Origin of the sequence: Curtobacterium sp. PhB190 (assembly GCF_004365385.1) — a bacterium.
Lineage (GTDB): Bacteria > Actinomycetota > Actinomycetes > Actinomycetales > Microbacteriaceae > Curtobacterium.
Map to the genome: position 1 here is coordinate 1 of NZ_SODN01000019.1, position 21,245 is coordinate 21,245.

Annotated in this window: 19 protein-coding genes and 4 pseudogenes; 7 read left to right on the forward strand and 16 right to left on the reverse strand. The window is 62.9% G+C overall.

What is annotated here, in order from left to right; all coding sequences use genetic code 11:
- The first annotated feature begins 115 nt into the window (after positions 1-115).
- Positions 116-301: a hypothetical protein gene (locus tag EDF47_RS19205; RefSeq protein WP_133937833.1), complete on the forward strand. Its 186-nt coding sequence runs from the start codon at positions 116-118 to the stop codon at positions 299-301.
- Between the two features lie 69 nt (positions 302-370).
- Here EDF47_RS19205 and EDF47_RS19210 read toward each other — a convergent pair whose 3' ends face one another.
- On the reverse strand, positions 371-1,183 hold the full coding sequence (locus EDF47_RS19210; protein ID WP_166673278.1) for an acyl-CoA thioester hydrolase/BAAT C-terminal domain-containing protein: 813 nt from the start codon (positions 1,181-1,183) through the stop codon (positions 371-373).
- A gap of 42 nt (positions 1,184-1,225) precedes the next feature.
- Here EDF47_RS19210 and EDF47_RS19215 point away from each other — a divergent pair, with 42 nt between their 5' ends.
- Positions 1,226-1,639 carry a hypothetical protein gene (locus EDF47_RS19215; RefSeq protein ID WP_133937829.1) on the forward strand — a complete coding sequence of 138 codons (414 nt, stop codon included), beginning with the start codon at positions 1,226-1,228 and terminating at the stop codon, positions 1,637-1,639.
- A gap of 548 nt (positions 1,640-2,187) precedes the next feature.
- Here EDF47_RS19215 and EDF47_RS19220 read toward each other — a convergent pair.
- From EDF47_RS19220 to EDF47_RS19245, 6 genes and pseudogenes are all read right to left on the reverse strand, one after another.
- Positions 2,188-2,649, reverse strand: a complete 462-nt coding sequence (locus tag EDF47_RS19220; RefSeq protein WP_133937827.1) for a MarR family transcriptional regulator — start codon at positions 2,647-2,649, stop codon at positions 2,188-2,190.
- A pseudogene (locus EDF47_RS19225) lies at positions 2,585-3,199 on the reverse strand (recombinase family protein). The gene EDF47_RS19220 and the pseudogene EDF47_RS19225 overlap by 65 nt, the downstream one beginning before the upstream one ends.
- Before the next feature lie 74 nt (positions 3,200-3,273).
- A complete protein-coding gene (locus tag EDF47_RS20275; RefSeq protein WP_133937825.1) occupies positions 3,274-4,965 on the reverse strand; it encodes a hypothetical protein in 1,692 nt (563 codons plus the stop codon).
- A gap of 246 nt (positions 4,966-5,211) precedes the next feature.
- Positions 5,212-7,704 (reverse strand): LuxR C-terminal-related transcriptional regulator, encoded by a 2,493-nt coding sequence (locus EDF47_RS19235; RefSeq protein WP_166673279.1) that lies wholly within the window; start codon positions 7,702-7,704, stop codon positions 5,212-5,214.
- Between the two features lie 958 nt (positions 7,705-8,662).
- A pseudogene (locus tag EDF47_RS19240) lies at positions 8,663-8,803 on the reverse strand (IS3 family transposase); the annotation flags it as partial.
- A gap of 32 nt (positions 8,804-8,835) precedes the next feature.
- A pseudogene (locus EDF47_RS19245) lies at positions 8,836-9,126 on the reverse strand (integrase core domain-containing protein); the annotation flags it as partial.
- 46 nt (positions 9,127-9,172) lie between these two features.
- Here EDF47_RS19245 and EDF47_RS19250 point away from each other — a divergent pair.
- On the forward strand, positions 9,173-10,570 hold the full coding sequence (locus EDF47_RS19250) for an IS30 family transposase (RefSeq protein ID WP_166673280.1): 1,398 nt from the start codon (positions 9,173-9,175) through the stop codon (positions 10,568-10,570).
- A gap of 7 nt (positions 10,571-10,577) precedes the next feature.
- Here EDF47_RS19250 and EDF47_RS20280 read toward each other — a convergent pair.
- Both EDF47_RS20280 and EDF47_RS19265 read right to left on the reverse strand, forming a co-directional pair.
- Positions 10,578-11,440: pseudogene (locus tag EDF47_RS20280) on the reverse strand (IS3 family transposase); the annotation flags it as partial.
- Between the two features lie 31 nt (positions 11,441-11,471).
- Entirely contained in the window at positions 11,472-11,717 is a 246-nt protein-coding gene (locus EDF47_RS19265) for a hypothetical protein (protein WP_133937817.1), read from the reverse strand.
- A gap of 123 nt (positions 11,718-11,840) precedes the next feature.
- Between EDF47_RS19265 and EDF47_RS19270 the strand changes: the two genes are divergently transcribed.
- The gene (locus tag EDF47_RS19270) at positions 11,841-12,242 is read left to right on the forward strand and encodes an NUDIX domain-containing protein (protein WP_133937815.1); all 402 of its coding nucleotides are present in this window, start codon (positions 11,841-11,843) and stop codon (positions 12,240-12,242) included.
- 179 nt (positions 12,243-12,421) lie between these two features.
- On the opposite strand, the gene EDF47_RS19275 is transcribed toward EDF47_RS19270, so the two are convergent.
- Together EDF47_RS19275 and EDF47_RS19280 are read right to left on the reverse strand one after the other, a co-directional pair.
- On the reverse strand, positions 12,422-12,787 hold the full coding sequence (locus tag EDF47_RS19275) for a hypothetical protein (protein ID WP_133937813.1): 366 nt from the start codon (positions 12,785-12,787) through the stop codon (positions 12,422-12,424).
- 19 nt (positions 12,788-12,806) lie between these two features.
- Complete coding sequence (locus EDF47_RS19280) at positions 12,807-13,475, reverse strand: hypothetical protein (protein ID WP_133937811.1); 669 nt, start codon at positions 13,473-13,475, stop codon at positions 12,807-12,809.
- A gap of 215 nt (positions 13,476-13,690) precedes the next feature.
- Here EDF47_RS19280 and EDF47_RS19285 point away from each other — a divergent pair, with 215 nt between their 5' ends.
- On the forward strand, positions 13,691-14,293 hold the full coding sequence (locus EDF47_RS19285) for an isochorismatase family protein (RefSeq protein ID WP_243834114.1): 603 nt from the start codon (positions 13,691-13,693) through the stop codon (positions 14,291-14,293).
- A gap of 615 nt (positions 14,294-14,908) precedes the next feature.
- Here EDF47_RS19285 and EDF47_RS19290 read toward each other — a convergent pair.
- Positions 14,909-15,334 carry a hypothetical protein gene (locus EDF47_RS19290; RefSeq protein WP_133937809.1) on the reverse strand — a complete coding sequence of 142 codons (426 nt, stop codon included), beginning with the start codon at positions 15,332-15,334 and terminating at the stop codon, positions 14,909-14,911.
- Between the two features lie 129 nt (positions 15,335-15,463).
- Positions 15,464-15,805 (reverse strand): SdpI family protein, encoded by a 342-nt coding sequence (locus tag EDF47_RS19295; RefSeq protein ID WP_166673281.1) that lies wholly within the window; start codon positions 15,803-15,805, stop codon positions 15,464-15,466.
- 470 nt (positions 15,806-16,275) lie between these two features.
- Here EDF47_RS19295 and EDF47_RS19305 point away from each other — a divergent pair, with 470 nt between their 5' ends.
- Positions 16,276-17,121, forward strand: a complete 846-nt coding sequence (locus EDF47_RS19305; protein ID WP_279586386.1) for a serine hydrolase — start codon at positions 16,276-16,278, stop codon at positions 17,119-17,121.
- 168 nt (positions 17,122-17,289) lie between these two features.
- On the opposite strand, the gene EDF47_RS19310 is transcribed toward EDF47_RS19305, so the two are convergent.
- The 3 genes from EDF47_RS19310 to EDF47_RS19320 all read right to left on the reverse strand — a co-directional run bounded on the left by EDF47_RS19310 (position 17,290) and on the right by EDF47_RS19320 (position 20,181).
- Positions 17,290-17,862, reverse strand: a complete 573-nt coding sequence (locus EDF47_RS19310) for a hypothetical protein (RefSeq protein WP_243834115.1) — start codon at positions 17,860-17,862, stop codon at positions 17,290-17,292.
- Positions 17,859-18,374, reverse strand: a complete 516-nt coding sequence (locus tag EDF47_RS19315) for a hypothetical protein (RefSeq protein WP_133937801.1) — start codon at positions 18,372-18,374, stop codon at positions 17,859-17,861. Before EDF47_RS19315 ends, EDF47_RS19310 begins: the two co-directional genes overlap by 4 nt.
- Positions 18,375-18,435: 61 nt before the next feature.
- Entirely contained in the window at positions 18,436-20,181 is a 1,746-nt protein-coding gene (locus EDF47_RS19320) for an alpha/beta hydrolase (RefSeq protein WP_166673283.1), read from the reverse strand.
- A 557-nt stretch (positions 20,182-20,738) separates the two neighbouring features.
- Here EDF47_RS19320 and EDF47_RS19325 point away from each other — a divergent pair.
- A complete protein-coding gene (locus tag EDF47_RS19325; protein WP_133937797.1) occupies positions 20,739-21,236 on the forward strand; it encodes a hypothetical protein in 498 nt (165 codons plus the stop codon).
- Positions 21,237-21,245 lie beyond the last annotated feature (9 nt).

Genomic DNA, 21,245 nt, shown 5'->3' on the forward strand with positions numbered 1-21,245 from the left:
TTTCCCGGTCTGTGCAAGCTATTCGGCGCCCTCCGCTGAACGGATGGGGATCCCGTACCCCGTTACCGCATCGTAATATTTGTTGTGGGAAATGTGACCTGTTCGAGGGTCGTGGGTGTTGTTGCAGCGCGTACCGGTTGAGGATCGGCTATCGGACACGTTAGCGACGACGCCGGAGGATGCCGACCACTCCGACGATGACGATGACAACAACGGCCGCAACGATGAGCCATACCGGCACGGACATGCCGTGCTGAGAACCAGCGCCGCCGGCTGGGCCGGCGAGCAGAAGCAGGATTGAGTTCATGACGTAGGCCTCCAAGCAGTTCAAGTCAGCTTGCCACTGGCAGGTGTGCCGGAGGCCGATCTTCTACCGGGCGACTGTCGACCTGATCGCTGCCCATGCAGCTCGACCGAGTGCGCGATCGGCATGCTCGGACCCACCACGCTGCATCGCTTGCCCTCCGGCAAGGACCGTTTCACCAGGCAGGATCGTTCGGTGTCCCGCATCCGCCCTGGTGACGGCGGTGGTCTCGAGGCCCGCACGCCGCCGCCGGGCACTGATGCGGTGCGAACTTTCAGCGCTCGGCCAGACCTGATCGTCCCCGCCGGCCACCAGGACGAGTTGTTGGATCTGCTCCACAGGGATGCCAGCTGCTTCGACTCGCGCTGGTGACTGCGCGTACGACTGCTCGTAGAGCGGCCGGAACCTGGGCGGCGTCTCACGCACGTAGCCACCCCACGCGAGCGGCACGAATGGCAACGGGCTGCCCGCCAGCGTCCAGTGGGAGCGCTCCGTCCCCGCATCGTCGGTCCACGACCAGACAACGTCTGAAGGCGCGAATGCGATCACCCCAACCACTGACGGAAGGTGCGCAGCGATCAGCAGCGCTGCCTCGGCTCCCAGCGAGGTACCAACCACCCAGACCCGGTCGCTCACAGACTCCAGCGCGGCGATCCGGTCGAAGAAGCACTCCAACGGGACCTCCCACGGGCCCGCGTGCTGACCAGGACCGCCGAACCACCGAATGGACTCCGCGATGAAGCCGTGCTCAGCGAAAACCCGCGCACGATCGACATCGACCCTGCCACTAGAACCCGCGATCACCAGCACCGCGTCGCCCGACGCATCGTCCGGGACGAACCGCACCCCCTCAGGCGCCGTGATCGGGATCTGCTGCACGGTCTCATACTGGCCGAGACCTTGGTTCACTACCCTCGAGACGTGCCCCTATTCATTCGGTATCAAAGCGCAGCCCCGAACCCACGCGGCACGTTCCCCGGAGTGTTTGCGCTTGCCAACGGCCTCCGGCGCAACGGCATGCTCGACCCTGCTGACGCTCATTGGCTGCTGCGTGCGAACGAGCAGGCCACAGCTCAGTATCGGGATCCGTCGACGGTCGAACCGAACTGCTACGACCCAACGCTTCATCCGGGAGCACGATCCTGGTTCAGAGCTGACGCGACGACCCTGCTCGCAATGTGCGTCGGGTACCTCGACCTCCTCGACCGGTACCGCGTCCCCTGGGTCGAGCTTCGCACCACCTCACCGGGGCGCATCACATACGAGGACGAAGTACAGATCGTCGCGACACCGATGGACCAGTCCCACGACTGGCCGCTCAGACCGTCCCAGTAGCGGATCGGCTATTGAGACACTGTTGCGTCCAATTCAGGGCGTGAAGAAGGCGCGGAGCGCGGCGCTGATCTGCGAGGGTCCGCCGCTGTTCCAGGGGCCGTCGTGTGCCCCCCTTCACAGCACCGCTCAGAACGGCGTCGTCTGCGATGAGGGGGGGGGGGGGGGGGGCGGAAGCCACCTCGCTTGGTGTGGTATCACCTGGGACTTGCAGGATCGAAGCGGAAGCTGCCCTTGCGAGATGGCGCAAGCTGCTATCACTCCGGTTGCGGCGAGAAGGATGCTGGCGCGTCGCGAGTACGTGCGAATCAAGACCGTCCCTTAACTGCTGCTGTGGTCTTGGTTAGAACGCTATCGGGACGCTTGCTCACTCAGGCGAGGTCCGGCTGCGTCGGGCCTTCAGTCTCAAGACGATGGTCAACGGCGGGGCACCGTGCCTAGAGGGCATATGCGACGCCGCAGCAGTCCTGTTCATCCTCGACCGACAGTGGAAACGCCTCGGTAACGAACTCAACTCAGCCGACTTCGCTGACCACCAAGCCGTCGTGTACTTAGTGCTCGAGCACGGCGCTGAGGTTGTTGAGGAACGTGGTGATGAGGGCGGCGTCGTGGTCGTGGAGAGATTGCGCGGTCTGTGTGATCGCTGTTTTGGCCGGCTGCAGTTCGGGGAGCGCGTTTGAATTGGCATATAAGAGGGTTTTGCGGCGGTCGGTGGGATGCGGGGCGCGGGCGATGAGGTCGGCCTTGATGAGCCGATCGATGAGCGCGGTGGTTGCCGCTGTGGTGATCGCCAGGGTCCGCGCGAGCTGGCTGGGGATAAGGGGGGCGTTTTGCTGTTCGGCGAGGATGATCTCGTGCAGCGCGGCGGCGCCGGTCGGGTCGATGCCGACGGTGGTGCATACGCGGCTCATCGTGGTGCGGCGTGCTTGGTGGTACCGGCTGAGCGCGTCAAGGACGGGATGATCGGCCTCGGTCGCGGCGGCGGAACCGGTGAGGATCTCGGTGAGCAGCATCCGCTAGCCCCGCTCCGTGCCGGCGGGTTGCAGGTGTTGGTAGATGATGGGGCGGGAGACATTGAATGTGTCGGCGATTCCCTGGACGGTGTGGCCGTCGGCGTCGTACATCGCGCGGGCTTCCCGGATCTTTGTTTGGAGTCATCTTGAACTTCGCTCCGCCGGAGCGTCCGCGGGCGCGGGCGGCCGCGAGGCCGTCGTGAGTGCGTTCGACGATGAGGTCGTGCTCGAACTCGGCGATTGCGGCGAGCATGTGGAAGAACAACCGTCCGCCCGGTCTGGTGGTATTGATGCCCTGCGACAGCGCACAGAGACCGACACCGTGCTCGTGGAGCTCGTCGGCTATCTGCTACAGGTTCTTTACCGAGCGGCCGAGCCGGTCCAGTCCGGTAACCACGAGCGTGTTTCCGCGGCGGAGGTGTGCCAGTGCCTCGGTCAGCGCTGCCCTGGTCGCAGGTGTTGCGGAGGCGTGGCCTCGCACTAAGCATCGTGGTGTCCTGTAGACCACCGACTGCTGATTGGTTTCTTCGGTTATTCCAGCGTCCGCCACCAGTGACGGCTCGAACCAGCGCTCGATTTGCAGCGCTGGGATCGCTCGAGAAGCCAGCCCAGCGCTGCCAATCTTTACATCGGTTCCTGATTCTCCTGGACGTCCTCCTTGCCAAGTTTGCGACCCATGAACCAAGCGGACGCTCCGCCAAGCAGCAGCATCAGGGAGCCAACAACAACCACGTCCAATGATGCACCCGTGAACGCCAGTTCATCTGGCGACGCAGCCCGCTGGACCCGGATCCCGTCCCTCGGTGCTGACGAACCAGTATCCGGGATAAGCACAGGTGATGTACTACCGGCGGGCCCTGCTGGTTCGGCCGGTTCGGTCGGTTCTGCTGGCTCGGCCGGTTCGGTCGGTTCTGCTGGCTCGGCCGGTTCGGTCGGTTCTGCTGGTTCGGTCGGTTCGGTCGGTTCTGCTGGCTCGGCCGGTTCGGTCGGTTCTGCTGGTTCGGTCGGTTCTGCTGGTTCGGCCTCGATGCGAACTACCGAGAGGGAGGCGTTATTCGAGCCATCGCGTTCAACTGCTCCTGACTTAGATTGCCCTTCGAGTACGAGCCGATTACCAGCCGTGCCCGTCGGCACGAACGTCGTTACCGTACCGCGAAGAGACTCACCTGGCCCCAGGGGTCCAATGTCGCATGCGATATGCGCGCTATCTACCACTGTGCAACCTTCGAGATCTACTCGAGTGTTGCTCGCTGTCGCCCCCGACAGGGAGAACATTGCGGAGACCTCATCAGCTGCTGTGAAGTTATCGGCATTACCAACCTGAAGTTCGAACTGAACATCCCGTCCTTCCACTGTTGAAACAGAAGAATCAGAGCCGAGCCAGACATCTACCGACGGGTTTACAACCAGAGCGTACGGCCCGCCCTTTGCAATGCCATCCCAACTATTCACTTCGCCCTTGGGTTCATTAGGGCTGCTCACGGATGCTGTTGGAAGAGACAGGGGAATGTGCGTGCCGGGGGAGAGTGAATTGTCTACTTCAATTGGCAGAGAAATAACCGAGAAAGTAGCCGCTTTCGTGAGGGGTCGAGTACATGTAATTATCGAACCAATTCGTTCGCAGGTTTCCGGAAGGGTCAGGGTGTGAACATGTTCCGGGAGTAGCAGTTTAATTTGGATGTTGCGGATATCGCTATACCCGCCATAGGCGGTGATAAGCTGCAAATCTTTCCGGCCAGGAGAGAAGATGTCGTAATCTCCCGCCGGAGAAACCGATGGCCGACTGGGTGCGGGTGAACCGGGTTCTTCGATGCGCAGGCCTGTTTGAATTGAGACTGCCGACATCACGCCCTTGGTGGTTGCGATAGTTACCTTGGATGTGTAGTCGAGGGCCGCGGAAGACGCGGTGAGATGCATGTCGAAAGGTTTTTGCCCATGACGCAGCAGGTAGTCGGCGGGCAACATGTACCTAAAATTCAGCAAGACTGACTTATTAGCTTCCAGCTTGTATGGACCGCAGTCAACCGTGCTTCCCGGGCCACCAGGCTGTGCGCACGTCGACTCTCCATCGGGAGTCATACCCGAATCATCGTTGAGAGGCGTGTAATGAACGAACACGTCATTGGAGGCCGCTTTTGCGGGGGAGGTAACCCGCACGGAGGTGGTCCCTCCGAGGCCGGCGTACGGATAAATTCGCCCGCCGGTTTGTTCTATCTGGAGAATATCGGGACCTTCAACAGCTACTGCGGGCGTGGCAACGAGCGTGGCCCCACCAACGAAAACGGCTAACCAAACAAATTTCTGAAAGAAATGCATAATCAATTCTAATGTCGAAGCGACGTGATCGCACTGCCCTCGACATTGAAGTGGTTTTCAAGTTCGATACTTTAATTCGGAGCCTACCGACCCGCAGTGCCGCAGCCAGACTAGAACCTGGTGCTCTAGTTGGCGCAGCAAATGGCGTATCAGAGTACCAAAGTGCGTGGTCTAGGCTCTCTTTGGAGTAAGAGTCGGTGACAGTTACTCAGACCGAGGTCGCGATCTGGGTATCGCTACTCAGGATCAATCCTGTTGCTGCCACTCCGTGATCAGTTGGGCTCGGCTACGCAAATTTAGCTTGCGCAGTGCGCGATACAGGTGATTCTCGACAGTCCGAACGCTAACCGACAAAAGACTAGAAATTTCTTTATTCGTTTTGCTTGCTCGCGCGAGTGAAACAACTTCTCGTTCGCGATCGGTCAACAATTGTTCTCTTGCATGTGAGTAATTGATAGCAGCCGTTGTCGGCCGCGCAGAATCGTCAGATATGGGAAGGTCAACCAACTCGGCTGACGTTGCTGGAGGCAGCCCCTCCTTGGCGCGCAAGACCTGGAGGCGCTTCAAGGCGAGCGCGACATTGCGACGGAAGGGGTGCAAGCGAACTTTCGTCATTGCAAGCAACAATTGCTTCGGATCATTGCCAGCTTGCGCCGCGTGTAGTCCGAGCACAGGCGACAAAAGGTTTGCTGGAATTTTGTCAATCAGGTCCTCCAGAAGAGTGAGCTGATCTTTATCAAGCACAGCTATGATGCTTGCCCACGCAAGTGCTGCTGACGCCAAATGGCCAGCGCTGTACGCCTGCAAGCCGCGTTGCCAAAGCGCTCTTGCGACCTCTTCGTCCCTGCTCAATCGAAGCATAGTGGCCGACTCCACCCACTCTCGAGCGTTGCCAAACGGGGAGTCAAGTGGATACTGGTATTGGTCGAGCTCGCGCATAAGAACTCGCGTCAGATCACTATCACCTAAACGGCTACACAACTCTACGGCGAGAGCGAGCATCCGGGAGTAGCGGCTGAAGTCAAACGGTCCGGGGGGGCCAAATCGAAGCGCATAACTAATAGTTTGCCACGCGCCATGCGTGTCGCCCTGGAAGAACAAACCTTCCGCTAGTCCTAGCGCATGAATCCGGATCGCCGAAATGTTTTGTTTCTCTACCGCTTGCTGTAGGCGTTGCCGCGAAAAGTCGATGAGGGCGCCCAAGTCCCCGACCACAAGGAGGGCGTCACTGTGTGTGGCCTGCAGTGCAAACTCTACCTGAGGATTAAGTTCGTGCGCTTGGTGCTCAGCGCAGATTTGGATAGCGTCGGAACCACGTGCGCGCACAAGGAGATCGCGTGCATGCTCCATTGCCGCCCAGGCTTTCTCAGACGGCCCTAGCTGCGACGCGGCAATCTGTAGGTCTTCAAGTCGAAGCGGATCAGAAGTGCTATCCTCGAGGCTGTTGCTGAAGATGTGCAGGAATTTGGTCCAAGCGATGTTGCCTTCCATTGCTGATCTTAGGAGATTAAGCGCCTGCTCGCGCTGACCCTGGCTCGCCAGGTACTGGGCCTGTAGCACGTGGAAGCGTGCCTGCGATTGCGGTCGAGTCTCCAGGGCGTGATCTGTTTTGCTGAAGACTATGGAAATATCACGAGTCGGTTGATGCCCGATCGAGGCCTCTAAAAGTGCTATCGCATTCAAAATATCTGCACGCTCCTCCCATCTACGCCAAGCAAGCCGCTCTCGAATATCTGCGCGATCTAACATTGTTCCGACGGTATCTGTCAGATTAGAGTCTGTGTCGTCGAGTCGAATTGACTCCTGAACTGAGTTGTTGTCAATTGCAGGTTCATGCATCTCGTTTCGAAGTACTACTGAATGCAGCTGCTGCTTCAATCGGATTTTGGTGTACGGGTCAAGTTTTTGCCGCAGCGCCTCCGCTAGAGCTGGAGGACTGATGTTGATCAACGTCTGCTCGTTGTCATAAATGTTTAGTCTTCTCGCCCGCACAAGGCTCGTTATCGTGTCTGTGGTAGTCAGAAGTTCAAGTTCCGCTAATCTTAGTGGACCCGACCAAGCGATCAGTTCGAGGACGGCACGTTCCTTTTGGGAAAGGCCAGACATGAGCGAGTGCGCCACGGCGTGGAGAGGAATATTTTGATTAGTGGTCTGCGCAATCCAAAATTGTCCATCCTGCGCAATGGCGCCCGCCCAACGGGCGGAATCCGCCTGGGCGATAGCGATGCGTGGGTTGCCGCCAGATTCCTGCACCAAGTGTGCCAGTAGCGAGGCATCAGGAGGTCCGCCGAGGTGCTCCGTTAATATATGGCCAAGACCGGCATAGCCCAAAGGCTGTATGCCCACCTCAGCAAAAACGCGCTGAGCGATAAAGTCGGCCAGTTTATCGCTCGCCGCGGTATCAGTGACGCTTGCTATGACGATGGCACCACTCTTGTCGATTATGCGACTGAGTGTCGACAGGCTTGATTCCTCCATTTTGTCCAGATCGTCGACTAAAATGAATGACCGCGCTTGGCGCAGTGCTTGCGTGAAAGTTGCTTCGATACGGCCCAAATCAATGGCTTTTCCGTTCGTTTCCGCACTAGTGATCAAGTCGTGACTGAGGAATGGAAGTAATGGCCTCTTTTCTTCTGTTAGCCGTCCTTGCAAATGTATGACTGGAAACTGCCGCTCTAGATGGTGAATTAGTTGTTTCATCACTGTCGATTTTCCGGAACCGCGGTCGCCGTTGATCATTACGTTGATGCCAATACGTAGCCACCGCCGTACGGAGTCTGTGGCGTCATCTAACTGATAGGGCATCGGAGTTCAATCTGTTTTTGAGTGAAATGATGGAATGAACTAGAGTGTGGTAGTACGTTGGTCCGGATAGAGATGCAATGAGGCATATCTGAATCATTCACGTCGTTGTGGGGTTGGGATGGGGAGTTGGAGGATGTGCAGGTGCACGACCTTCTTTGTTGTCAAATGCGTATTCAGTTGAGGGGGCTCGATTGTATCACTCAGTAGTCTACTCAGGGCATTCTCGTCTTTGGGTGCTTAACACCTAATGTCGGTGGCTAACTACTCCATGTGCTAGTGCAGCAGAATCGATCTGACCCATTGGTAGCACCATAGTTGCGGGCGAGGAACAGCTGTTGGGTTGTTGATTCGCCTGGTGCAGCGATGGGTGTTCGGGTCATCCGTCGCTCGTCGGCCGCCACCCCGTGCGTCGGGGTGGCGGCCCGTATCGGCAAGTCCCAATGATCGAAGCGACACGAGCTACTTGAGGTGTTGTGTTGTCGGATCAGTGAGAAGACCTAGGTTCGGCTCACTTTCGGGCGGTGCCTCGCCCGTGTTGGCGTGACGCAGGAGCTCGGCGGCTCGGCTTCGCCGCTTCATCCACCAGCTCATGAGTTGAACACCAATGGGCGGGGGGTACTCGTCGCGCGCGGCCTGTAGACGAGCAGACGCATCCACAGGCCGCGCAACGAGCATCTAGTCCGTGTAGGCCGAAGGCCTACAGCTCCCGTCGTGAACGTTGCCGACTGCGAGGCCCTGCAAAGGCTCACCGTCGACGAGCTGGCGGCCCTTTGACGCGCCCTCGTGCGGGACTACGACCGTGAGTTACGCAGCTCCCACCCGGACCGCAACACGTTTCTGCGCTTTGGGCTGAGGCTGACGGGACTGCTGCAGGTTGGGTTGACTCGTTGGTTTAGGCCGCGAGTGCTGCCTGTGGGTTGATGATTGCTTCGTACTCGATGGGCGTCAACTTCCCGAGACCGCGCTGTCGGCGCTTTCGGTGGTAGGTGCCCTCGATCCAGTGCACGATCGCGAGCCGCAGTTGCTCACGAGAGGGACTGCTGCAGGTTGGGTTGACTCGTTGGTTTAGGCCGCGAGTGCTGCCTGTGGGTTGATGATTGCTTCGTACTCGATGGGCGTCAACTTCCCGAGACCGCGCTGTCGGCGCTTTCGGTGGTAGGTGCCCTCGATCCAGTGCACGATCGCGAGCCGCAGTTGCTCACGAGAAGTCCATCGGTGCCGGTTGAGGACGTTCTTCTGCAGCAGCGCGAAGAACGACTCCATTGCCGCGTTGTCCGCGCACGCCCCGACCCTGCCCATCGACCCCAGCAGTCCGGCATCCGACAGCGCTCGAACGAACTTCTTGGACCGGAACTGGCCGTATTCAACCGGTCGTCGCAACACCTGATACCGGAGGTGTTCGATGCGGGTTCGAGATCGTCAGCGACAAGTCCAGGCGTATCGGGGGCAGATTCCGTCGCCGGGGAGACCGACGGTGGCGTGGCGGCAGGATCGGGTCGCGTTCTGGGCTGCGATCGCGGCGGGTGTGAAGACGCGAGAGGCCGGTGTCGCCGCGGGCGTGTCCGAGCCCGTGGCGCATCGATGGTTCCGGCACGCTGGCGGCGTGAACCCCAACCTCGCTCCGACGCTGTCAGGAAGGTATCTGTCGTCGCACGAGCGTGAGGACATCGCGTTGATGCGGGCGCGCGGTGACGGCGTGCGCGAGATCGCGGCCAGCCTTGGCCGTGCGCCGTCGACGATCTCCCGCGAGCTGCGACGAAACGCATCAACACGCACCTACCGGCTGAACTACAAGGCCTCGACGGCGCAGTGGCACGCGGAACGTCGAGCGCGCCGACCGAAGGTGGCGAAGCTACGCACGAACCAGCGGCTTCGCGACTATGTCGCCGATAAGCTCAGCGGCCGCCTCCACGACAGTGCTGGGAACCGGATCGGTCCGGAAGGACCGGCGTGGGACGGGAAGAACAAGCCGCACCGCGAGGACCGAGAGTGGGTTGCTGCGTGGAGTCCGCAGCAGATCGCGAGACGACTCCCGGTCGAGTTCCCGCACGACCCGTCCATGCGGATCTCGCACGAAGCGATCTACCAAGCCCTCTACATCCCTGATCGAGGCGGCCTGACGAGGGAGCAGTCGTGGCATCTGCGGCGCGGGCGGACGAAGCGCAAACCTCGAGCACGGACCCGGATGCAGGCGTGGGCGCACGTCACGGCCAGCACGACGCTGAAGCAGCGGCCCGCGGAAGCGGACGGCCGTGACGTCGCTGGGCACTGGGAAGGGGACCTCATCATCGGGCTCAAGCGATCCGCGATCGGAACGCTGATCGATCGGAGCACACGGTTCGCGATGCTGGTGCACCTGCCGAGGCAGGTCGGCTACGGGCTCATACCGCCGCGGAAGAACGGGCCGGCCTTGGCTGGCTACGGGGCTGTGACCATGAAGAACGCGCTCGTCGCCACTTTCGACGCACTGCCCGCATCATTGCGTCGCTCGTTGACCTGGGACCGCGGGAAAGAGATGTCCGCGCACACACTTCTGACCGCACAGATCGGGATGCCGGTCTACTTCGCCGACGCGAAGAGCCCCTGGCAGCGCGGCAGCAACGAGCACCTCAACGGGCTGCTGCGGCAGTACTTCCCGAAAGGCACCGACCTGTCTCGCTGGAGCGCCGCGGAAATCGCCGCCATTGCCGATGCGATCAACAACCGACCACGGGGCATCCTTGGCTGGCGCACTCCTGCTGAGGTCTTCGCCGACCAACTACGCTCGAGCCAACCAACCACTGTTGCGACGACCGGTTGAATACGGCCTGGCTGCCGCGATCCGAATGAACCACGGTGTGGAGCGGGTCGCGGCGAGAGATTGCCATCTGCAGTGCCGCGACGGCGAGCGAGGATCGCATCCGAGAGTCGATGGAGTAGCCCACGATCCGGCGGGAGCACGCGTCCTTCACGGCGCAGAGGTAGAGCTTGCCCTCGCCCGTGTTGTGCTCGGTGATGTCGGTCAACCACAGCTTGTCCAGGTCCGGAGCGGTGAACGCCCTCCGCACCCGATCGTCATGCACTGGTGGTCCGGCCTTCCGGGTCAGGCCCCGTTTCTTCGCGTGCAGTGACCAGAGCCGCTGCTGCGAGCACAATCGCCAGACACGCCGCTCCGAGACGAGCAGGCCGGCTGCGTGGAGGTCATCGGCGATGAACCGGTACCCGAACGTCGGGTCGTCGCGGTGCGCGTCGACGGCGGCATTGGTCAGGTGCGCGTTCTCCCAATCGCGGCGGCTCACCGGGTTCCTCCGCCATGCATAGAACGCCTGCTTCGTGAAGCCCAACACCCGGCAGGTCACCGCGACCGGGATCCGGTCGGCGGCGAGTTCAAGGACCAGCGGGTACATCATTTTGGGAGATGGGCTTGGGAGAGATACGCGGCAGCACGGCGGAGGATCTCGTTCTCCTGCTCGAGTAGCCGGTTCCGTTTCCGCAGTTCTCGCAGCTCCACGTTCTCCACAGTCGTGACGCCCGGCTTGACGCCATCGTCGACGTCGGCGCGGCGGAGCCAGTTCGTCACCGTTCCCTCAGATATCCCGAAGTCCTTCGCCACTTGATGCAGCGGGATCTCGCCCCGGCGGGCAACCGCGACCACATCGCGTCGGAACTCCCCCGGATAGGGCTTGGCCATGATCGACATCCTTCCACCGAGGACCAAGTCCTCAGAGGTCAGGAGTCAACCCAACCTGCAGCAGTCCCACCTGCCCCGCCGCTTTGAGTGCGTGCGGCAGAACTCTGAGCGCGTCGTCGCCGTCGCTCACCCACCACAAAAGGTCGATGTCGCTCCACGCGTCCGCTGTCCCCTCAGCGAGGGAACCTCTGAGGCTCGCGACCGATCCGGGCTGAGCTGCTTGGAGCGCGCGGCGAAGTTGCACGACGCGGTTGGCGCGCTCGACATCGCAGTCCATACCGTCATCCTCACGTATCGCCGCCGAGAAAGCTGGAAGCCGCTCCAGCAGAGAATCGTCGATTGAGGCACCTTGAAGCCGGGCTGTGGCACATGGCCAGGCGTTTCGTGGTGAGCTAGCTGGATGCGCATCAGGTCAGCGGCCGTCGTCGTCCGAGACCAGAGCCTGCTCGTCATCGATCGGCTGAAGAACGGTCGTCACTACTGTGTGCTCCCTGGCGGCGGGGTCGAGGAAGGCGAGAGCCTCCGCGAAGCGTGTCAGCGCGAGTTGCGTGAGGAGACGGGCCTTGATGCGAGCATCGGCGACCTGCTCGACGTACCAGTGGATAGCGCCGCTCCCACGGCTTACTTCGTGGCGCGAGTACGTCCTGGTCCGTTGCAACTCGGGGGTCCAGAGATCGACCGTGCCTCGGAACTGAACCAGTACGAGCCGAGGTGGGTGGAACTGGGCCTGCTCGCGCACATCCCGTTGGTGCCGGAAGCGGCGAGGGAAGCGGTCAAGCTGGTCCTCGAAGCGCGCCGCTGAAGGATCGTCTACCGGGACGGGCGACGTGCGAGCATCTCTTCCTGCAACCCGGACGGCACAGCGAGCCAGCTCGGAGTACAGCTGGCGAAGCTCGCGCATCGCAACAGCCGTCGCTCAAAGCAGAGCAGGCGTGAACGCAGCTTCGCGTTGCGTCCACGCCTGCCAGCAAGCCAGGGCTATCAAGCCACTCCGACCCAACGCACGTCGCCCGGGGTGTCGCAGAGACCGTCAGCCCAATCCACAGCACGGGGTTCGCCGGGGCCCGACGGGTCTACGAAGTCCCCCGTCCATGCCTCAGCTGCCAACGATTTCGCGCTGTTGTCGGTGAACAGTGCGCGTTCTTGCGCTAGGTCGTAGCGGCGGCCAAGGACCGGGCCGTTCGGCCGATCCCGGTAGAGCACGACGGCAACATCATCAGTGAGGGCGCGGGCGCCGACCCACTCCATGCCCGTGTTCCAGTCCGTGTCGGTCTGGAAAAGGTGCTGAAGCTGGGCGATGAACGTTTCCGTATATGCGCGCCGGTCGTCTGCGGTCGCGTAGTCCATGGTCATGATGCAAGCACGCTCAGTCGTCGGCGTCGAGTCCGGACTCACCGGTCGACGGCTCAGTGACCGGGCCGAGCGGCTCGTAGCTGAGCGTGACGGATTCCTCGCTTACGTCGGCGTCGGACTGCACGGCGGCACGCTTGCTGCCGATCCGGTCCGTCGGAGTCTGGAAGGCTGTGTCCACCCAGCTCGGGCAATCGTGCGCCTTGTCCTCGTTCGTGCAGTACGCCGTGGCGATCCCGAGAGTGGTCTGGTGCAGGTCGACGCCGTAGTACACGCCGACCTTGCGATAGTCCATAACGACGTGGAACGGACGGCTGTCGGTGTACTTACAGTTCTTGCCGTTGACACACTCGATCTTGTTTGCCCAAGCGTCGTACTGCCGCTTCTGCCCCTTCGCCGTTCCGCCGTTGGGGTTGTTCGTGGCGAACTTCAGCGAGTTGATCAGCTTGATGTTGTGCTTCGTGCGGATCTTCTTCATCCCGAAGCCCTTCGCTGTCGTAGCGCTGTACGCACCCTCGCGGACAAAGACGTTGCGGCCCTTGTAGTCCTCCCACGAATTCAGGATGACGCTGCCGGCGGTCGCCGCAGTCGCCGATGAGACCGGCACGACGATCCCCGCAGTCACCGCGATGAGTGCGCCAGCGCTTGCCAGCAGGCGAAGCTTGGATCTGTTCTTGTTCAGCATGTTTCCTCCCGAAGGCGCGGAGGAAGCCCCTCTCCCCCCGAGCTGCTGCGAAGGACGCTATCGGCGATCAAAAACCATTCCTTCTAATCACCTGGCAACACCTGAATTTCCGTTCACCTGAACCTCTTCAAGTGATTCGGGATATAGCCGACGCTCCAGAGCGGGACGTTCTGAGCAGCTTCGGTGGGTGTCATCACCGTGCACCGTTCCGTGTCGTGGTCGCGTCTCGTCAGCCGATCGGCCGCCCGACGCGTTGTTTGAGAGGATTGGGTATGCCCGCTACAACTGCGCTTCTCGTCATTGACCTTCAGCGTGGCGTCGTCCAGGGCTGCTTCGACGCCGACGGCGTGCTCCATCGCACCGCGCATCTCATCGAGCGCGCGCGATCGACAGGCGTGCATGTGGTGTGGGTGCAGGACCACGGCAGCTTCGCAGAGGGCACCAATGAGTGGGCACTTGCGGCACCGCTCGAAAGAAGGGTGAACGAGCCGCTCGTCCGGAAGCAGTACCGCGACTCCTTCGCAGACACCGACCTCGCCGACGTCTTGCACTCCTTGGGTGTTCAACACCTCGTCGTTGCCGGCGCCCAAAGCGACTACTGCATCCGAACGACCACGCAAGCAGCGGCCGCGCGTGGGTTCGACGTCACGCTGGTGTCCGACGCGCACACGACGAAGGACGCCGAGCACGACCGCGTCCTCATCACCGGCGAGCAGATCGTCGCGCACACGAACATGTTCTTCGACAGCCTGCGCTACCCCGCCCACAGGTATGCCGCCGAACGGCACGATCAGGTGCGGTTCCAGCCCGACCGGTGAGCGATCGTCGACCGGACGCGCTGGAAGCTCCGAAACCACAGCGGTTGACAGAATCGGGTCATAGCCCGCTCACTCGCTAGATTGAGCGGAAGGTCCGTGATCGTGAGCTCGGCGCGCGGCGGAACCGTTGCCGGCGACGACGTGAGGTGGCCGACCGAGTCGGCGGAGCCCTCCTACTTCCGGCCCTGGGTGGCTGGCTTGCGTTCGCATTGGGACGTGGGGGTGCCTGGTGGGCGGTATGGGCCGTCGTACTTGGGGTTCTCACAGCCAGCGTCGTTTTCGTCGTCGTGCGAGAACGGCGAGGACCGCCTGAGGGACGACCTGTGTCGGTCTCCCCACTCTTGTTGGTAGTGGCATCAGCGATCGTCGGATGGGTCGTCCTGGCCGTAGTCCTCTAGCGGCCACCCTGCACGACGGCGATCGGCGAAGGGTGCCCAACCAGAGCCCTCGTCCACCGCCACCCCGAGCCCTGCTAGATCCCGCCGGTATCGGATCGTCTGTTTAGCCGCTGGCGCACGCTCGGCTCAAGACTCCTATTGGCACGTGGGCGGGGCGCGCCGAGGTCCGCTTGTAGCCAGGAGGGAACGCAGGCGGATGTCATCGCTCAGGCACCGTTCACGCCGGCGGCGTCGTCCCGGCGCCCTCGGTGTCGTCCGCGCCCGCCGGGCCGGTGCCGGCCTGATCGAGGTTCTCGTGCGCGTCGCCCATGTCGCCGGTGGCCTTGCCGGCGGGGGAGAGCCCGAAGTGATTGCGGACGGCGTTCGCCTCGGCAGGTGACAGGGTCTGTCCGACTCCGAGGGATGGCGCGCCCTTGATTGCGTTCTTCGTGTACCCGACGTGCAGATCCGTGCCGTCGAAGTTGGCGTCCTCGACCGGGACGAGCGCCTGGTGTCTCCCGAGCATTCCCGTCGCGACGCTGACGTAGGCAGCGCTTCCGTCCTCGTCGGAGGGGAACACTTGCGTCACCTTGCCGACCATCGCGCCGTCGCGATCCCGGACCGTCGCGCTCTCGACCTGATGGATGAGGCTCTTGGAGATCATGGGCGTAGTCAACGCCGTGCGCCTGACGCTTCGTGGCAACGCGTGTTTGGACAGGAGGCGCGGTGCCAGCTGGCACCGTGCCTCCCGTCCGGCGCACGGCAGGCAGACCCGGGAGAGACGACTTCGCGATCAGCTCTCGAGGGAGGCCCGACGGATGGCACGGTGCGCCACCGGAATCGACAGGAGTGCGCCGCCGACGAGTACTCCTGCGGCCACGAGTACCGAGACCGGATGGCGGAGCGGAGCAAGGCCGATGCTGGCCAGGCACCACGCCGCTGTGATCGTCCCGCTGATGATCGTGGGACTAAGTGCCGCATGATGCCCGACCCGCCAGGCCTCATCGCTGGACATAGTGATCCGGGTCCGGATGCCGGCGAGATCGTTCCGAGCCAGCGACCCGTTCGTGGCTCTCCAGGTCAGCCAGGTCACGAGTACCGCGGCACCGACCTCGAGAGCCAGCGCGAACACCATTGCTCCATCCATGAGTTCGACGCTAGTGTTCCGACGTATGAACGGCAATGTTTCAGCAGCTTTGCTGTCGTCGCCGAGGAGGGGAGCGGACGGAATGTCGACTCTGACGGAGGACTGGGCGTGAACCCTCTCTTACCGACAGTGCTGGATGGCGCCGCGATGAGCGTCTGCATCTTCGGGCTGTTGCTTGCCCTAACAGCTCTCGCGTCGCTGATCAGAGCCGCGTCACCGACGGGATGGCATCTGCTCGCCTGGGCTCTCGTCGTCCTCCTCGTCCCCTTCGTCGGTCCGATGTCGTGGTTTGCCGTTCGGCTCCGTGGGCGGCGGCAGGGGGTCCGGTACCTCGATGACGACGCCTGATTCTCATCGAGTGGCGAGCGGTGCTGTTCCGAGCCGCCAGTCCCGAGTCCGGTCGCGGCGGAAAGGCGCTGCAGACGCCCTGACGACGCTTCTGCGGAGGGAGAGATCAGGTGCGGACCCCGTGTGAACTTCGAGGGCTCTGGCGTGCGAGTCTTCGCACAGCTGACGGCTGGCGAACCGTCCGTGAGCCCCGTGGGCCCTACGCCACTGCCTCGATGCTGGAGTGGGGGAGCATCACGAAGGGACTCGTGGGCACGACGGCCAGGCTCACGCTCGAGGTCGAGCGGCCGGTTGCGTACTACCTCCCCGGTGTGCCCGATGCCGAGATGACGGTTGCTGACCTCGCGCACCACACCTCGGGTCTGCCACGGCTTCCGGCCACGATGCGTGACCGACTGTTCGGTGACCCGTACCGAGAGGCCGTCGGCGTCCCCCTCGATCACGCAGTCGCGGTGCCGGCCACGCCCCGAGGCCGGTTCGTGTACTCGAACCTGGGATACGCGCTGCTCGGCGCGGTACTCGACGAGGTGCACGGCGACTGGTTCGCCGCCGTGCACCAGCACGTCCTTGACCCGGCGGGGATCAGCTCGGCGGCCCTCGTGCCGGCGGACGCAGACCGGGTGGAGCCGAAGCTCTTCGGTCGCGCGATCAAGCCGTGGGCGCTCGGAGAATCGTCGTTCGCGGCTGCCGGCGGCGTCTGGTCCACGTTCGACGACCTCTGCCGCTACGCCGATTGGGCGCTCGAATCCGGAGCAGGGCACTCCCGAACGGTGAGCTGGCAGCGGGAAGGAGCATCGATCTGGATCAACGGAGAAGTGCGAGCGGCAGGAGCGGTCATCGCCAACGCGGCAGGAGTCACCGCCGCGGTCCACACGCTCGCGAAGGCTCCGCACGCGGCAGACACGATCGCCATGGCGCTCATCGAGCAGGAGGTGCGGTCGACCCGCGACGGCTGATGACCGAGCCGGTGGAGGCGGTGAAGGGTGACGCCAGTACCAACGCGACCTGTCAGCCGGACGGCAGCCGCGCCTCCAGGCCGGATCGACAGCCGCGCACGGGGCGGACGCAACGAACAGAGCGGCCCTCCTCCTTCCGGAGGGGAGCCGCCCTGCAGTTCGTGACGGCTAACGCGCAGACGGAACGGCGGCGCCGACGAGCTCAGCCCGCACGATGTCCGCACCAGCGGACAGCGCACCGAGCTTGTCCAGCGCGGCCCCACGAGCGAGGGGAGCCATCCCGCAGTTGGAGCTGGGGATGAGCTTGTCGGCGTCGACGAACTCGAGCGCCCGACGCAGCACCTCCGCGACCTCTTCCGGCGTCTCGACGGTCTCGGTCGCGACGTCGATCGCCCCGAGCATGACCTTCTTCCCGCGGATGAGTTCGACGAGCTCGAGTGGCACGTGTGAGTGGATGCACTCCAGCGAGACGATGTCGATCGACGACTGCTGCAGGAGCGGGAACGACTGCTCGTACTGCCGCCACTCGGCCCCGAGCGTCTCCTTCCACTTGTTGTTCGCCTCGATGCCGTAGCCGTAACAGATGTGCACGGCGGTCTCGGCGCGCAGGCCCTCGGTTGCGCGTTCGAGTGCGGCGACGCCCCAGTCCTGCACCTCGTCGTGGAAGACGGTGAAGGCGGGCTCGTCGAACTGGATGATGTCGACGCCAGCGTCCTGCAGTTCGCGTGCCTCTTGGTTCACTCCCCGTTGCGCTGTAGCTCCTCCGCGTCGCCAGCGGTGCAGGAGGAAACGGCGTCGAGACTGTACCCGCGTTCATCGGCGAGGAAGTCGATGCTCTTCATCGGGCCACCGACACCTCGCAGGCCGAGCGTCGGATCCGCGCCGCCACTCTTGTAGCGCTCGGTCTTGATCCCCTTCTCCTTCCAGAGCCGTTCGACGTTCGCTACATCTTCGGCGGGATCGCCACTGCGCTGTTCCCGCATCTTCGTGTAGAAGTACGCAGCGCCGCGTCCGCCGTTGTCGCGATTGCATCCTTGAACTGCCGGTCCGCTCGCCACCGACCACGCGCCGCCGACCGCGTTCGCGGTGTCGTCGACGATCGCCACGATGGCCTCTTTTGCCTCTGTTGGGGTCTGCTCGTTCTCCACGGTGGTTCCTCCGTTGCATCCGGTCAATGACAATGCCGCTGCGACGACCACGGCGATGGCGGCCGACAGTCGAACCGCCAACAGCTGGGGAGTCCGTTGAATCATGCGTCGAGCCAAGTCGCTACTCGTGATCGGCGGATTCGTGGTGGCTGCTGGTGCTGAGGGTTCACTTCGTGAGCTTCCCTTCTTGATTGGTCGTGGCGTAAGCGACATTACGGAGCGACTGTGTATCGCGGTCGAGATAGCCGGTGTCGTGGGACGTATGCACGCCGTGGTCCGTCACACCCACAAGCGGGCCATCGCCGTCCGCGCCGAAGGTGTGAGCACCGAACCCGGGCGTACTGGGATCGACATGATGATCGTCACTGAACTCTCGTCCGACCGAGGCCCACTGGTCACCTTTCCCCTCGCGGAGCCACGGGATGGTGCCATCAGTGATGGGGTTGACGTACTCGGCCTGACCGGCGTACACCTCATCGGCATGGAGGGTCGAGGCGTTCGGCACTGAGTCAGGAAGCCCAGCGGAAGCCAGCGTGACCAGCGAGTCGACGTGGACGCCCTCCTCGGTCAAGGCGAAGGCGGCGGTCGTCGTGCCGTACGAGTGCGCGACGACGTTCGTGGTCGGCGCGCTTCCAGCGCGGACGGCCTCAAGCCCTCGCAGTGTGTTTGCGAGATTCTTGCCGCCCGCTTTTGCGTAGTCGCTCTGCCAGACACCGGGGTCGACGTTGCCAGCGCCCGGGATGGGAGGAGAGTCGTAACCCATCCAGGCGACGACGGCCCGCTCGGGTTCGCCGTGCACCCGCCCCTGCTCGTCGAAGATCTGCTGGGACGCATCGGCCCAGTCGGTCATCTTCTCGGAACTCGACGCCATGCCGGGAACGGCGAACGTAACGTTCTTGGCGGTGTCGAGGTTGCCGATCGAGACCGCAGCGAGCGGAGGGTGATCGTCCGTCAGGGAGATGAGAGAGCGCTCTCCAGCACGTCGCCCCTGGACCAGTGAGGCCTTGATGTTCTCAAGTGCGCGAAGGTCCCGAGCATTTGCAGCGCGAGCTGGTTGGTCTTGGTTCGAGGGCTGATTGAGCCCGTTGAGGAAGTTCCGCGCGTCGGCGATACGTTGATCAAGTACGGCGACGTTCGCGGTGTTGCGTGCCCAGTACGGAACCCCCTCGAGGTTGCCGAGCTTGCTCAGCGCGCTCGTCGGGAGAGCGGCGAGGTCGCGCTCGTTCGCTTTCGTGTAGCCGAGCCGCCCCCAGAACGCTGCGACTTCTGCCGGGGTGAGCCCGTTTCGGAACAGTCTCTGAAACTGAGCGGGCAAACCGTTCGCATCCGAGGCGTCAAGCGACACGTTGGACAAGGAGCCATCTCCGCCAGCGCGTTCGAACGCTTGCGCAATCCGTTCCACCCACGCGGCGTCAGCTTCGTTCTCTTCGAGCAGACGCTCGAAGCCGCCAACGAAGGTCGCGCTGGTGACCGATACCCAAGTACAGGCACCGGTGAACGCTGACCAAGCGTTCTTCACCGAGACAGCGTGAGCCGACAACGCCGCGTCCTTTGCTCGGGTCGTCGTCGCGAAGGATCGCAGCGTGGATGGATCAGCGGAGCTTCTGCCGGTCCCCGTGCCCAGGCCAGTGCGAACCCGCCCGCGCGGAGAGAAGGCCGCTTCGATCGGCACAGGCCGGACGGGTTTTTCCGAGGGCTTCATGTCGAACGGCTGCGCGGGAGGAAGGCTGAGCGGCCCGAGCGGTGCGGCGGCTTCGGCTGCGCGTCGATCGTCTTGCCGCTTCTGCCAGGCTGCGAGGTCGTGAAGACGGGCGCGCTCCTTCTCAGCGTCGGCCTTGGCGGCGGCCACGGCTTCGCTGAGGTCGTCCAAGACAGATGCAAGCTTGGGGCGATCCTCGGCTTCTGTGGCCACGGACTCAGTGAAGCGGCCCGCGTAGGCACCTGTGAAGTCCTGCGCCGCGTCCTCAGCAGCTCCACGCCTCGCGCCGGCTTGCGCCCGCATGTCCTCAGCCGCAGTCTTCGCAGCTCGGGCCAGACGATCGGCCACGGCGTCGTCGAACGGTATCGCGCCCACGAGATCCCCCAATGCTTCCCCCGGCAATAGGCGAGCATAGTGGCATGAAAGCTTGTCGGGCCGCCGATCCTCATCGGCTGTGGGGAGCCGGCAAGGCCTTTCTCGCCGCCCTCGCATCGGAGGTGACCCCGGACAGCATCCACGGGGCGCGACGAGATCAACGCCGGTGTGGTGTCGCCTCCAAGCAGGATGTCAGAAGCTTCGGCGTCCGATGGAGCGCCAGGTCTCGAGGCCGTCCGCGGCCATGAAGTCCACCTGGTACGGCGGCGGTCATCTCGACGAGGACACGCAGTCGTTGCAGAACGTCGCGTATGCCACGACCGGCCAGCCCGAACGATTGACGAACTGATCATGCCGATTTCGCGGAAGCAAAGTGATCTGGAAGGAACTCCCAGATGAAGCCACCACGGGCGAAAGCCGTCTCCGTCCTCCGGGCGACAGGAGCCGTACTGCTCGCTGTCGCCGTTCTCACTGGTTGCAGCGAAGGGTCTGGCATAAACACGAAAGAAGCGAAGCAGTCCATCGTCACGTTCGTCGAGGGTTCGACCGACGTGGTCGGTGACGGCTGGGAAGTCAGCGACGGTCCGGGGCTCGGGAAGTGCGGCCGGGGTCTTGGGCAAGAGGGCGTCCAGTACGTCTACGCCAAGGTCCGCTCCGCGAGCGCTGACCCGAAGGCCGACGTCGAGGCGGTGGAACAGTACTGGAAGGAGCTCGGGGTCACGACAGAGCGGTACCAGACCGGCGGCGAGGACCCGATCCTCGGCGTCCGGGGCAGGGGTGGCCCGCTGAGCTCCTCTGACTTCCGCGCGGATCCCCGTGGGTACACGATCGATGGCAGCTCACAGTGCATCGCGGGGGACTTCGAGAAGATGAGCCTCGACAGCCAGGAGTGACGACCGCGA

Bases quoted from the DNA above. Each gene is read 5' to 3' on its own strand.
- EDF47_RS19265 (WP_133937817.1), bottom strand. From the start codon at position 11,717: ATGGACTGCGATGTCGAGCGCGCCAACCGCGTCGTGCAACTTCGCCGC.
- EDF47_RS20275 (WP_133937825.1), bottom strand. From the start codon at position 4,965: ATGCATTTCTTTCAGAAATTTGTTTGGTTAGCCGTTTTCGTTGGTGGG.
- EDF47_RS19250 (WP_166673280.1), top strand. From the start codon at position 9,173: ATGCGGGTTCGAGATCGTCAGCGACAAGTCCAGGCGTATCGGGGGCAG.
- EDF47_RS19315 (WP_133937801.1), bottom strand. From the start codon at position 18,374: ATGATTCAACGGACTCCCCAGCTGTTGGCGGTTCGACTGTCGGCCGCC.
- EDF47_RS19325 (WP_133937797.1), top strand. From the start codon at position 20,739: ATGAAGCCACCACGGGCGAAAGCCGTCTCCGTCCTCCGGGCGACAGGA.
- EDF47_RS19280 (WP_133937811.1), bottom strand. From the start codon at position 13,475: ATGCTGAACAAGAACAGATCCAAGCTTCGCCTGCTGGCAAGCGCTGGC.
- EDF47_RS19220 (WP_133937827.1), bottom strand. From the start codon at position 2,649: ATGCTGCTCACCGAGATCCTCACCGGTTCCGCCGCCGCGACCGAGGCC.
- EDF47_RS19290 (WP_133937809.1), bottom strand. From the start codon at position 15,334: ATGATCTCCAAGAGCCTCATCCATCAGGTCGAGAGCGCGACGGTCCGG.
- EDF47_RS19235 (WP_166673279.1), bottom strand. From the start codon at position 7,704: ATGATCAACGGCGACCGCGGTTCCGGAAAATCGACAGTGATGAAACAA.
- EDF47_RS19295 (WP_166673281.1), bottom strand. From the start codon at position 15,805: ATGGTGTTCGCGCTGGCTCTCGAGGTCGGTGCCGCGGTACTCGTGACC.
- EDF47_RS19275 (WP_133937813.1), bottom strand. From the start codon at position 12,787: ATGGACTACGCGACCGCAGACGACCGGCGCGCATATACGGAAACGTTC.
- EDF47_RS19270 (WP_133937815.1), top strand. From the start codon at position 11,841: ATGCGCATCAGGTCAGCGGCCGTCGTCGTCCGAGACCAGAGCCTGCTC.